Here is a 12,218-nt window from a genome sequence, read left to right on the forward strand (position 1 = left end):
TCAGCCGAGGCTCGCGTCCGGAGCCAGAACCGCCCAGGCGCTGGTGATGTCCTCGGTCAGCGTCATGTCGACCTGGATCGGCGGGCCGGGCAGATCCGTGCCGACGCCGACGCCGGCGTAGGCGGGCGCGCCGGTGCAGTTGACCTCGAGCCGGGCGATCATGTCCTTGCCGCCCTCGCTCATGGTGAAGAAGGCCGTGCCGGTGCCGGCGCAGACGGCCTTCAGCACGTATTCGGTGTCGGCCTTCGGCTTCGTCGTGGAGTGGATGCTGTTGCTGAGCGTGCCGTCGAACTCGTAGCGGGCGAGCTCGCCCGGCACGGCCGACGGCGGCATGAGCTCGGCCGGCGCGCCGGACGGGCTCGCCGCGGGCGCCGCGGTGCTCGCGGTCGGCGCGGCCGTCTCGGCGGCGGGCTCGGCGGTGCAGCTGAACAGGGGCAGGACCAGCAGGGCGGTCGGGATCACGGCGATACGCACTTCAAGATCATCTCAGCCGCGCGCCGCTCGTGTCTGGCGGCTATCGGACAGCTGTTACCGTCGAAGGGAACACCCGCTGGCCACGCTGCTGACCGAGATCGACACCTACGCCGAAGCTCAGCTCCTCGGCGAGTAGGTCCATCAGCAGCCCGTCGTGCCAGGTCCCGTCGGGCGCGCGCTCATATCGGCGCATGATCCCGACGGGCCGGAACCCGACCTTGGTGTAGCACCTGATCGCCGCGTGGTTGTCCGCCGCCGGATCGATCACCAGCCGGTGGTGCCCGAGATCGTGGATCAGGTACCGGGCGAGCGTCCGCACCGCGTCGGTGCCGAGCCCCCGCCCGTGCACCGCCGGGTCGAGGTAGATGTCGATCCCGGCGTGCCGATACCCGGGATCGTCCTCCTCGTGCCACTGGACCGCCCCGACGACACGCCCGTCATGAACGACGGCGAGTCGCGGCGAGCCGGAGTCGTCCCCGTCGCCCCAGCGCTCGTACACCTCGGGCGTCGCCCGGATCGCCGCCAGCGCCGGCGCATCGCTCTCGGTCACCGGCCGAAGACGAACAACGGCACCGGCAAGCTCTCCCGTACGCACTCCGGGACGATACGCGCCCCGGTCGCCGGCCGGAGCGCCAGGACGAGATCCACGAGCATGCGTTCTTTCACCGTACGTCGGTGACGCGCAGCTCGAACCGGGGGTGGTCGCGGGGCTCCGTATCGTCGGAGCGGGCGGCGAGTACGAGCGGCCACTCCCGGTCGAGCCAGAGGATCATGCGGCGGGTGGTGTGCCGGGAGTAGCTCACCGCGACGCGTACGCAGGAACGTCCCGCCACGGCATCGGTGCCCGGGAGCTCGGCCGACGAGGCCTCGACCGGATCGAACCAGGCGGACGGCGCGACGATCAGCCCGGCCGGATTCTGCACCCAGCCCAGGCTCTCGTCGACCGGGCCGTCGCCGGTGCGGGTGACCGCCGTGGCGTCGCCGGCCATCAGCGGGTGGCCGACCGGCTCCTCCAGCAGCCAGCGCCCGCCCGCCTGGTGGATCAGCTGGAACGACCCCCGCTGCGGCTCCGCGACCGGCGGCCGGTTGACCCAGTATCCCCGCAGGGTCAGCGGCGGGATCCGTACGGCGGCGTCGCCGAGCACCATGTCCATCATGGACTCATCCTGGAGGGAGCCGCCGTGCCCGCGTGATGTCACCGCTGCGGGCCGGCGATCCGCGCTGACGTCCCCTAATTCACCAGATCCCGATACTGCCGGCGATACCTCTCGAGCAGTGGAGCGACCTCGGCGGCGGCCACCCCTTCCAGCGTGTCGAACACCTTTCGAAAGGCCACGATGTCGTCGTGTCCGCGACTCATCATCACCGTGTTGAAGGTGTCGACGACGACACACGCATCGTCGAGAAGTTCGAATCCGTGAATGAGGGGGAAGGGGAGATCCGCGTCCGCCGGAATGATCCGCAGGGAGATGTTCTCCTGTTTCGACAGTTGGCGGAGGCGGTCGATCTGGGCGAGCATGTGAACGGGCTCCGCGACCCGGCTGCTCAGGGCGGACTCGGCCATCAGGAAGTGGAATCGCCGGGTCGGCTCGGCGAGGACCTCCTGTCGGCGCACGCGAGCGGACACCGATTCGGCCACACTGACCACGCGGCCGGCCTCTTCTCTGCGCCCGTAAACGACGTCGATGGAGGAGATCACCGCCCGGGCGTACTCACTCGTCTGGGCCAGGCCCACGATGACGTTGGGCTGGAAGAGCCGGAATTCGTGTGTCTTGTGCTCTATGTGAGCGACCTCGGATTGAATGCCGCCCACGGATCCGGTCGTCTGTCGCCAGTCGGTCATGCGGTTGTGCGTGCTGGTGGCCTGGGCCACCAGGCGATCGGTGATCTCGCGGGAGGCCCCGAGCGCGCGGGCGAGCCGGCCGACGTCTCCCGGTGACGCGGTGGTCTGTCCGGTTTCGATGCGAGATATCTTGGCCTGGCTCATCCGTACCATCTGGCCGAGCTGCTGGCCGGTGAGGCGTGCCTCGCGGCGCATCCGGGCGATGGCCACGCCGGGCAGGTCCGGCGAATCGTGGTCGGCGTTGGGCTCCGTGCTCACCTGCGCCTCCCTGTCCGGTGTGGTCATCGGCACCGTCGAACCTGAGGATCAAGCGGAAGCGGAGTGGGCGGCCGTCAGGAGCTCAGCCGGGATCTCCACCAGCATCTCGTTCGGGGCGAGGGCCACTCCGGCTTGTTGCGCGTCGGCCACATAACCCTGGACGAGGATCGTGCCCCGGTCGGTCCGGAAGATCGTCGGGCATGTCCCGCTGGAACAGGTGGTGGCCAGCAGTTCGAGTGCCGAAGCGTCTGCCTCGCCGTCATTAGTGATCACTTTATTGACACCGCCGTTCTTCGTCGAGTGTGCGCCCATGAAGGCGCGGGATACAAATATTCCTTCGCCGTGAGGAAGCTCCCTGTCCGCAATAGGTCAGATGGTTGCGATCAGTAATATTCCTGCCCGCTACCTGGCACTTTAGCAGTGATATGTCTGCTATTCGCGTCAGATGCATATGCGCTTGCGGCGCGTTCGGGTGAGGCGCAGCGTGAGATTCACGGAACCCCTTCGCATTCACCCGGAGGCTCGCATGTTCGATCTCGGCGCAGCCGGCACTCCCGCACCGCAGGCCGCTGGACCGGTCCTCTCGGCCGCGGTGTTCTGTCTCGTCGTGGCGCTGCTCTGTGCCCGCCGCGCGCTCACCCCGATCGGCCCGCTCGTCCGGGCCTTCGCGGCCGCGATGATCGCGGCCCTCGCCGCCGGAGCCGCGCTCCTGTTACTCGTCGTCCTGATGGCGCGGGGGCTGCCGTCACCGTGACGGCTCACAAATCTGGATTACCGGGTGAGACCAGCCACTGATGCCGTAGAGAGGGGGAATACGGCTACGGGAGTGGGACAGGTGAACAAGACACGTGTGGTGACGTCGGTGGTGGCGCTGGCGAGCTGTGGAGTGCTCTCGTCGCTGGTGGCGGCCGGGAGCCCGGCCCTGGCCACCGGCAACGGCGCGGCGATGACGGCCTCGGCCGCCGCCGATCCCTGGGAGAGCGTGGCGGTCACCGGCCAGGGCGAGGTGTTCGGCGAACCGGACGTGCTGACCGCGACCTTCGCCGTCGAGACGACCGCGTCCACCGTCGACGTGGCGCTCGCACGGACCACGGCGGCGGCCACCCGGGTACGGGACATCCTGGTCAACGGGGGCGTCAGCGCCGACGACCTGCAGACGTCGAACGTCGACGTGAGTTCGTCGCGCAACGACAACGGGAAGATCACCGGGTACACCGTGACCCAGGGGCTGACCGCGGAGATGCACGATCTGCCGGGCGCCGGGGCACTCATGTCGTCGGCGATCGCGGCGGGCGGCGACGCGGCCCGGATCAACGGGGTGTCGTTCGCGATCGAGGATGACTCGGCGCTGCTCGCCGAGGCCCGGAAGGAGGCGTTCGCGGACGCCAGGGCGAAGGCCCAACTCTACGCCCGGGAGGCGGGCCGCCCGCTGGGCCGGGTCGTCAAGGTCACCGAGGCGAGCCCCGGTCTCCTGGCGAACAGCGAACAGGACCGTGCCGTGAGCGCCTCGATGTACGCCCTGACCGCGCCGCTGCCCATCGAACCGGGCCGCCAGGAGCTCACCGCGACCGTCACGGTCGAATGGATCCTCGATCCCGCCTGACGCGCCGGGTCAGGTGGCGCTGACGAACCCGCCGGGCACGTCCGGCTTCTCGGCGTATCCGTACGGCGGTTCGCGTACGCCGTCACGCAGGGCCTTGAGCTCACTGACGAGCCGGGCCATCGCGCCGGCCTCATCCCGGTCGACCTTGATCGGCGTGAACCCGCGCACGATGTCCCGATGGCTCCCGCCGGGCAGGATGACCGGGAAGACGCGGCTCTCGTCGAAGTAGTACCGGTGCGCGTTGATCTCCCGCATCACCCAGTTCTCGGCCGGCGACCGGACCATGACGTGCGGCGACACGAACGCCACGAGGGCCCGGGACTGGCGGATGGCGGCCAGCAGCCGGGACGGGAACTCCTCGCCGTGCGTCGGAACGTCGCGGAACACGTGGAGCCCCGCCTCGGTCAGCGCCCGCTGCCACCGGTCGGCGGTCTCCGTGTCGCCCGAGTTGTAGGAGAGGAACGCGTCGTACTCGAAGCAGTTCGCGGCGGCGAGCCGGAGGTCGCGGTAGAACGCGTCTCGCTGCGGCGCGTCGAGGCGTACCAGACCGCTCTCCCGCAGGTGGAGGATGGTCACCGGCTCCTTCTCGATGTGGAACTCCCACTTCGGCAGCACCACGGTGCCCGGCAGGTCCACCCAGAGCAGCGGGTAGTCCTCGCCGGCCAGCGACGATCCCGGCACCCGCGCGCCCGGCGGTTCCGATTCGGTCAGACCGCGCAGCCGCCCGCCGACCAGCAGCCAGATGCCGTGGCCGTTGGCGTCGTCGAGGTTGCGTACCCGGTCGAAGGTGAGGCGGGTGGACCCGGTCCGTTGCAGCGGCAGCAGGTCGCAGTGGTCCTCGATCTCCGCGAGGATGCGCTCCCAGGGGCGGTCGGCGCCGGTCAGCGGCCCGGACTGGTTGGCGCCGACGAGATACGGCACCCGCTGACTGACGTGTTCCAGGGTACGCGCCCGGATGAACGCGCCCACGTTCTTCCACGCGTTCCGCGGAAGCCGGCGCTCCATCTCCCGGATGTCGAAGGTGAGCAGGGTGGTGTCGGTGAGCGCGACGAGGTCGGCCGTGCGGCGCCGGGACATCGCGAACGCCAGCTCGCCGACGATCTCCCCCTCCTCGTGGGTGAAGTCCGGCTGCGCGACCCCGTCGCTCTCGGCCTGCGTGCCGGGGAGGTAGACCCCGACCTGGCCCCGCAGGATGACGAACATGGTCTCGCCCTCGTCGCCGGTACGGCAGATGTACTCGTTGTAGTCGCGTTCCACCAGGTGACCGGCGAGGATGACCTCGCGCAGATCGTTCTGGGTCAGCAACTCGAAGAAGGGGTTCGACTCGCCGCGCACCTCCTCGCGCAGATAGCCGAGCTGCCGGCGTTGCAGTCGCCCGATCGCGTCCTCCGCCTCGGCGTCGCGCCGGTTGATCTGCAGGATGCGTTTCGCCCAGTAGATCGTCTCCCAGCCCGCGCCGGCCCGTTCGGCGCTGTGCAGCCGCCGGCGGTCCTCCTCGGTGGGGGAGTCCCAGGTGGAGCGGTCGGCGCCGACGGACATCAGCTGGAGCTGCTGGGCCCGGCCGGTCTTGTCACGCAGGCTGCGGTCGCCGTCGAAGAGCACCGGGACGCCCGCGCCCGACTCCTCGATCGCCTCCCGGAACGCGCGGGAGACCAGTACCCCGGCGGCCGGTCCGCGGCTGAGCAGCCATCCGGCGGCGTTGATGCCGTCACCCACCGCCTGGGCGCGGCCGTCCGCGCCGGCGAGGAAGCGGACCCGGCCGACGTGTGCGGTCACCCGTAGGGGAACCTTTTCGGACGCCGACCAGCCACGAAGTGCGGCTACCAGGGCGAGCGCGTGGGCCGGCCAGCCGTCGCCGCGGAAGATGACGTGGCCGCCGTCCCCGCCCGAGGCCCAGACGGCGTGGCCCGCACCGGCGCCGGCGATCGCCGCGGTGACGATCCGGTTGATGGCGGTCACCCGCTGTGTCTGAACGTCGATGTCCGACTCGGCGGAGTGGCTGACGATGTCACACGAGACGATCGCCACCGTGGTCCGCCCGGCCTCTCCCGGTGCCATCACCGTCACCTCCCGGAGCCCGCCCACCCGACATGGACGACATCAACGTGTCCGATCGATGGAGCCGAGTCAATGGGATGCGTCCGCCGCGCACGACAAAGTCAAGACCGCTTTCCGCGTACGGCGAAAAGGAGCCGGGCGGGAGCGGAAAGCCCCCGCCCGGCAGATCGGCCGTCGGGTCACCGACGGCCCGTGACAGCGGCCGCCGGTGACCGGTGGCCCGGACCAGCGGTCACCGGTTCACCGGTGGCCCCGACCAGCGGTGTCGGTTCACCGGTGGCCCGTGACAGCGGCCGCCGGGCTACCAGCGGCTCGGGACGGCGGAGAAGAACTTCTCGCCCGGGACGCCGACGCCGGTCTCGGCGTCGTACCCCGGAGTGCTGTGGATCGTGCTGGTCTGCACGTCGACCTGGCGCAGCAGGTATGCCCGCCCGTCGGACGGGTCGATCGAGTTCACGTAGTTCGCCCGTGCCTCGTAGAGCGCCTTCTTCGGTGCGACGATGTCGTGCAATGCGGAGCTGCCGAGCTCGCCGTAGTACAGCGGGTTCACGAAGCCCAGCGCGTGGTGCGCCTTCTGGTTGGCGATCGCCTGGAGCCCGGCCATCAGCGGCGAGGCGAGGCTCGTCCCGCCGATACGGTACTCGTCGTAGTAGACGCCGTCCGGGAAGGTCTGGGTCTGGCCGACGCGGAAGCCGGTGTTCGGGTCACCCGGCATGGCGATGTCCGGGGTGGTCCGCATCGGGGTCGATCCCCAGTACTTCGAGATCGACGAGGGCACCCTGCCCTTCTGGTACGAGGGCTGGGTGAACAGGACGCTGGTACCGCCGCCACCGCCGGAGCTGAAGGCCGAGGGCCCCCAGAGGTTGTCCGCGAGGCTCTGGTACGCGTTCTGCCAGCCGTACTCCCAGACCCGGTTGCTGTTCCTGTCGATGCCGACGGAGGTGCCGCCGACGCTGGTCACGTACGGCAGGTCGGACGGGAAGCTGACCGTCTTCGACGCGACGTCGGTGCCGCCGGAGGTGCCGTCGCCGTCGTCGCCGCTGGAGAAGTCCACGGTGATGCCGGTGAGCGCCGCCTCGAGGGAGAAGTACGAGTAGAACTCGACCATCTCCTCGCCGAGCAGGTCGATGTCGTCGGTGCCGGAACCCCACGAGTTCGTGACGATGTCGGCCACGTGGTTGTCGATCGTCTCGGCCCACGCCTCGTCGAGCCCGCCGACGCAGTCACTGCCGCCGACGTACACGATCTTCGCGCCCGGGGCCATGGCGTGCACGGCCTCGATGTCCAGGGTCTCCTCGCCGTACCAGCCCGACGCGTCGCACTCGTCGACGTAGTCGTAGCCGTCGGCCGGCGGGGTGATCTGGGAGAACTGACCGCGTTTGAAGGCCGGAAGACCGTACTTCTTATTGTACGTGGTCACGTCCTGCACGATCGTCGGCGACGCGTACGCGTCGGTGACGGCGACCGTGACTCCGCTGCCGTCCAGCCCCTTCTTGATCTGAGCGGTCGCGCCGTACGCGTTCTGGTACTGCTTCGGCGTGTACCCGCAGCTGACGTAGGTCTCCTTCTTGCCGTCCGGTCCCTTGGGCAGGTCGGACGCGGTCTTCTGACCGTAGTACGACGAGCACGGGGTGGCCGCCCGGAAGCCGTCGCCCGGAGGCGGCAGCGTGTCGGCCGGCTCCTTGAGCGCGGAGCCCTGGTCGATGCCGACGACGCTCTTCACCGCGGCGGGCGCGCCCTCGGGCAGCGACAGGTCCGTGCTGTTCGCGTGGACCGTCCTACCGTCGTACGTGTAGTCGCGCACCGTGGTGCCGAAGGTCTTGTCCACCTGGGCGACCGTGCCGGCCACCTCCACGTAGAGGCCACCCGCGAGCGTGCCGCGGACCTGCAACCCCTGGTCCGTGAGCCAGGAGGTAACCGCCTTCACGTCGGCGCTCGCCGGAGCGTACGCCGCGGTGAACTGCGCACTGGTGAGGTACTCGCCGTAGCTCGCGCTGTCCGGGTCGGACAGGGCGGCGAGCTGCGACTCCGCCCCGGCCTGGTCGCGCATGGCGAGCAGCAGGCCGAACCGGACGGTGCTGGCGGACGCCGGGGTACCGGCGTCCTTGGCGCGACCGATCCAGCGCGGCTTGCTCCCCGAGAGGGTGTGCCGGCTGGTTCGGGCCGCTTGTGCCGGGGACGCTCCGAGGACCGACACGGTCGCTGCGCCGATGGCGACGACGGCCGTGATCCGGGCCCGCAGAGTCGAGGGGATCAACATCCAAATGTCTCCCTAGCTCTATCTGGCTGTAGAAGACACCCAACTCCTGTCCATCGACGCGGTCAAGATCTGCGATTAAGTCGCCTTTCAGCGCTCCGAGCCCGCCCGCCAGCGCTCCGAGCCCGTGCCCCAGCTCTCCGAGTTCGTCCGCCAGGCCCGTGCCCCAGCTCTCCGAGTTCGTCCGCCAGGCCCGTGCCCCAGCTCTCCGAGATCGCCCGCCGCGTCCGCGCTCCAGCTCTGGTGGCCGCTCGCAGCGTTCGCGGCTCAGCTCGGGGTGGCCGCGCGCAGTAGTCCGTCGAGCCATGCCTGATGCCCGTTGAGCATCGGGTTCGGTCGCTCGGCAGCGAGCGCGGCGGCCGGTTCCCCGATCTGTGTCTCCTGCGTGAGGATCCGCACACGCCCCCCGGACAGGTCCTCGACGAGCCAGGCATGCAGCACGTCGAGCCGGTCGGCCGGCGCTCCCTCCTGGCGCGCGGTCCAGGAGAGGCGACCGGGTGTGCCGTCGCCCGGTTCGCTGAACTCGACCACGTGCGCGTCGAGCGGCGGGAACCCGAACGTCCCGAACCGGAAGCTCACGTCGTCCGAGAGCCGGGGCCCATCACCGTTGGGGAAGCCGATGTCGGCCACGTTGTCGTAGTACGACTCCCAGGTCGAGGTGTCGACCAGATACCGCCAGACCCGGGCAGCGCTGACACCCCGGACAATCACCTCATTCGACACGAAGTTGTCCCCGGTCCCGGGAAGATACCGCTCCGGCCAATTGATCGAGTTCTGCATCGGGTACTCCCTGATCGAGATGAACGCTGGCGACGGTAGGTCGCCCGCCGACCGCCCGACCAATCCGACGACCGATCGCGGACATCCGAATCCCGATGCCGCCGTGCTGTTCGCCCCCGGTCCCGTCGCGCGGAACCCGATGGCGAGGCCCTGAGGGAGGGGATCGCGGACATCCGAAGGCCGATGGCTCGGTCAGGGCGATCGTGGGGTGAACGCGTGGTCGACGGCGTCGGCGAAAGCGGACATCGAGGGAAACTCCAGGGCGTAGCTCCAGTTCTCGCTCGGCGGCGGGGTCGCGCCCCAGCCGGGCCGATCGTGGCGCCGGTTGATCCATACCGATGGCAGGCCCTCGCGCTTGGCCGGGACGTGATCGTGGAACAGGCTCTGTGCCGCGTGAAGCAACTCGGTGCGTCGCACACCCAGCCGGGGCAGCGTCGCGTCGAGTGTCCGAAAGTGATTCTCGCTCGGCTTGTATCCGCCGACGTCCTCGGCCGTGATGATCGCCGCGAAGTCGCCCCGGAGCCGTTCGTTGCTGCCGGCGAACCCGGCCCGGTGCACGTTGGACAGGATGATCAACCGGTAGTGCCGGGCCAGCCGATCCAGAGCTTCCGCGGAGTCGGGAAAGGCGGGCCAGCCGGGCACCGACTCGCCCAGCGTCCGGGCCCAGCTCTCGCTGACCGGTACGGCGAACCTCCTGCCGGTACGACGGAACGCCTCGGCGATGACGTCCGGATACAACGTCGTCGGATGCTCCCGCTCGACGGCAGCCTCGCTCTCGGCGTACGCGAGCAGCAGTTCCTCGGTGTTGACCTTGATCTTCTGCTCCTCGGCCCACGGGGTCAGCACGGCCGCGATGCCGGTCTCCCAGTCGATGAGCGTGCCGTAGCAATCGAAGCTGACGGTCTTGAATGCGGTGAGGTCCACGGTCCGGGTCCCTTCCGGCGGCCTCTTGCGAGGGTGACCTATGGGGCGTATTGAAGGTTATGTGAGAGAACTGGAGATCGCGGGGCCACACGGACCGGTGCCGGTGCGAATCTACGGTGAGGGGTGCCCCGGCGGAGATGTGCTGGTCTGGGCGCACGGCGGCGGCTTCCGCCACGGCGATCTGGAGATGCCCGAGGCACATATGGTCGCGGCCGAGTTGGCCCGGCGGGCCGGGGTGATCGTGGTGTCCGTCGGGTACCGCCTCGCGACCGGCACCGTGCGCTATCCGGTCCCCATCGACGACGTGCACGCGGTGTGGGGATGGGTCTGCACCGGTGGCGGCCAGCCGGGCACCGTCACGAGCAGTGGGCCGGGTGACGAGCAGCGGGACCGTGCCGTGTCCGCCGTGCCGGCTGATGGGCTGCCGTGCCGTGCCGTGTCCGCCGTGCCGGGTGACGAGCAGCGGGGCCGTGCCCTGTCCGCCGGGTTGGGTGATGGGCTGCCGGGCCGTGTTGCCATCGGAGGGGCGAGCGCGGGCGCGGCGCTGGCGCTGGCCACGGCGATGCGTGCTCGGGACGCGGGAGAGAGGACGGCTGACCTGCTGGTGTTGGCCTATCCGTTCGTCCACTATCCGTCGCCCGGAGCCGGGGACCGCGCGGACATCGAGGACGTCGAGGACATGGTGCGGAACTACGTGGGCCGGATCAGCGACGTGCCGCCGGACGCGCTGCCCGGGATGGCGCGGCTCGACGGTCTGCCGCCGGTGACGGTGGTGCTGTCCGAGGATGATTACCTGAGGCCGTCCGGCGAACTGCTGGAGCGGCAGCTGCGTGAGGTCGGCGTCCCGGTGGAGACCATGCTGGCCGCGGGCACCACACACGGACACCTGAACCGCCCCGCCGACCATCCGGACGGAGTGGAGGACTCCCTCACGTTCTTCGCGAAGGCCTTGGCGACGATGAAGCCCACGGAGGGGCGTGGGGCACCTGCTGCGTAGCGGTCGTGCCGGTGCACGAGTCGCTGGTCGTTTGAACATGGGCCCAGTCTCGCCGCGGATCCGGCGTCGTGCATCAGTCCCGGGAACCAGTACCGCGGTATGAACGAGGCCCCGAAAGGCCCTACCACGGGATGATGCGTAGCCCTGGTTCCATGCCTAATGTCGAGTCCACCTCCGGTTTGGACTGCACGGCGGTGCCGGAGTTCGTGAGGGTTCCGGGAGGTGTCGACAGCCCAGGGTCACGGCGGTCCCGGGTCGTGGCGGTCCCGGGTCGTGGCGGCGTCGTGGCGGCGACGGGTCGCGGCAAGTGAGGGAGGCCTCAGTGCGGGGTGGAGAAAGGAGGTGCGGAAGGGACATACGCTGATGGATCCATGAGGGACTCCTCGGCGGGAGCGGGTGGCGCGGTGCGGACGTACTACCGGGGACCGGATGCGCTTGTGACCGGGGAGCAGTTCATCAGGGTGGAGCGGCCGGCGGTTAGCTTCACGATTCGGGAGCTGCGGGACGTGCGAGTGGTGCTGGCGCCCGAGGAGGTCTCGACGTACCAGCATCGGGTGGCGGCGCTCGTGATCGTGCCGTGCGTGCTGGTGGTCGCGGGCGCGGTGTGGATCGGGCGGGTTCAGGTCTGGGCGATCGCCGGGGTGCTGGTGATGCTGCTCGGTTACACCATGCTGCGGATCCTGCGGCCCCGGCGGCGGTGGGAGATGCGGGCCACGTATTACGGGCTCGAGGTGCTGATCTATCACAGCCGCGACACGCAGGTCTTCAACCAGGTGAAGAGGGGTCTCCGCCGGGCGCTGGAGGACCGATCGGACAGATGACGAGGCGAGGCACGGCAGCCTGGACCGCTCGGACCACAGGGGGTTACCCCTCCCGCAGCGGGTTGCCCGGATTGTTGGGGTTTCCTGAACCGCTGGGTTGTCCGGACCGCTGGGTTGTCCGGACCGCTGGGTTGTCCGGACCGCTGGGTTGTCCGGACCGCTGGGTTGTCCGGACCGCTGGGTTGTCCGGACCGCTGGGTTGT

The 12,218-nt window shown here is 69.6% G+C and carries 13 protein-coding genes; 4 read left to right on the forward strand and 9 right to left on the reverse strand.

Annotation, left to right across the window (positions count from 1 at the left end):
- The 5 genes from AB0M08_RS20075 to AB0M08_RS20095 all read right to left on the reverse strand — a co-directional run bounded on the left by AB0M08_RS20075 (nucleotide 1) and on the right by AB0M08_RS20095 (nucleotide 2,887).
- Nucleotides 1-474: a hypothetical protein gene (locus AB0M08_RS20075; RefSeq protein WP_364495084.1), complete on the reverse strand. Its 474-nt coding sequence runs from the start codon at nucleotides 472-474 to the stop codon at nucleotides 1-3.
- A gap of 40 nt (nucleotides 475-514) precedes the next feature.
- Nucleotides 515-1,024, reverse strand: a complete 510-nt coding sequence (locus AB0M08_RS20080; protein WP_364495086.1) for a GNAT family protein — start codon at nucleotides 1,022-1,024, stop codon at nucleotides 515-517.
- 112 nt (nucleotides 1,025-1,136) lie between these two features.
- Complete coding sequence (locus AB0M08_RS20085) at nucleotides 1,137-1,631, reverse strand: hypothetical protein (RefSeq protein WP_364495088.1); 495 nt, start codon at nucleotides 1,629-1,631, stop codon at nucleotides 1,137-1,139.
- A gap of 74 nt (nucleotides 1,632-1,705) precedes the next feature.
- A complete protein-coding gene (locus AB0M08_RS20090) occupies nucleotides 1,706-2,575 on the reverse strand; it encodes a helix-turn-helix transcriptional regulator (RefSeq protein ID WP_364495090.1) in 870 nt (289 codons plus the stop codon).
- 48 nt (nucleotides 2,576-2,623) lie between these two features.
- Nucleotides 2,624-2,887 carry a hypothetical protein gene (locus AB0M08_RS20095; RefSeq protein WP_364495092.1) on the reverse strand — a complete coding sequence of 88 codons (264 nt, stop codon included), beginning with the start codon at nucleotides 2,885-2,887 and terminating at the stop codon, nucleotides 2,624-2,626.
- Between the two features lie 214 nt (nucleotides 2,888-3,101).
- Between AB0M08_RS20095 and AB0M08_RS20100 the strand changes: the two genes are divergently transcribed.
- Together AB0M08_RS20100 and AB0M08_RS20105 are read left to right on the forward strand one after the other, a co-directional pair.
- Nucleotides 3,102-3,329: a hypothetical protein gene (locus AB0M08_RS20100; protein WP_364495094.1), complete on the forward strand. Its 228-nt coding sequence runs from the start codon at nucleotides 3,102-3,104 to the stop codon at nucleotides 3,327-3,329.
- A gap of 81 nt (nucleotides 3,330-3,410) precedes the next feature.
- Nucleotides 3,411-4,178: an SIMPL domain-containing protein gene (locus AB0M08_RS20105; RefSeq protein WP_364495097.1), complete on the forward strand. Its 768-nt coding sequence runs from the start codon at nucleotides 3,411-3,413 to the stop codon at nucleotides 4,176-4,178.
- A 9-nt stretch (nucleotides 4,179-4,187) separates the two neighbouring features.
- Here the strand turns inward: AB0M08_RS20105 and AB0M08_RS20110 are convergent, their stop codons facing one another.
- From AB0M08_RS20110 to AB0M08_RS20125, 4 genes are all read right to left on the reverse strand, one after another.
- Nucleotides 4,188-6,236 (reverse strand): cyclic nucleotide-binding domain-containing protein, encoded by a 2,049-nt coding sequence (locus tag AB0M08_RS20110; RefSeq protein WP_364495099.1) that lies wholly within the window; start codon nucleotides 6,234-6,236, stop codon nucleotides 4,188-4,190.
- Between the two features lie 301 nt (nucleotides 6,237-6,537).
- Nucleotides 6,538-8,496 carry a S53 family peptidase gene (locus AB0M08_RS20115; protein ID WP_364495101.1) on the reverse strand — a complete coding sequence of 653 codons (1,959 nt, stop codon included), beginning with the start codon at nucleotides 8,494-8,496 and terminating at the stop codon, nucleotides 6,538-6,540.
- Between the two features lie 264 nt (nucleotides 8,497-8,760).
- Nucleotides 8,761-9,273, reverse strand: a complete 513-nt coding sequence (locus tag AB0M08_RS20120; RefSeq protein WP_364495103.1) for an SRPBCC domain-containing protein — start codon at nucleotides 9,271-9,273, stop codon at nucleotides 8,761-8,763.
- A gap of 192 nt (nucleotides 9,274-9,465) precedes the next feature.
- Entirely contained in the window at nucleotides 9,466-10,197 is a 732-nt protein-coding gene (locus tag AB0M08_RS20125; protein ID WP_364495106.1) for a haloacid dehalogenase type II, read from the reverse strand.
- A 103-nt stretch (nucleotides 10,198-10,300) separates the two neighbouring features.
- On the opposite strand from AB0M08_RS20125, the gene AB0M08_RS20130 reads away from it, so the two are divergent.
- Complete coding sequence (locus tag AB0M08_RS20130; RefSeq protein ID WP_364495108.1) at nucleotides 10,301-11,194, forward strand: alpha/beta hydrolase fold domain-containing protein; 894 nt, start codon at nucleotides 10,301-10,303, stop codon at nucleotides 11,192-11,194.
- A 371-nt stretch (nucleotides 11,195-11,565) separates the two neighbouring features.
- Nucleotides 11,566-12,015 (forward strand): DUF6232 family protein, encoded by a 450-nt coding sequence (locus AB0M08_RS20135; RefSeq protein WP_364495111.1) that lies wholly within the window; start codon nucleotides 11,566-11,568, stop codon nucleotides 12,013-12,015.
- The last annotated feature ends 203 nt before the right edge of the window (nucleotides 12,016-12,218 follow it).

The organism is Actinoplanes sp. NPDC051851, from assembly GCF_040681165.1.
Lineage (GTDB): Bacteria > Actinomycetota > Actinomycetes > Mycobacteriales > Micromonosporaceae > Actinoplanes.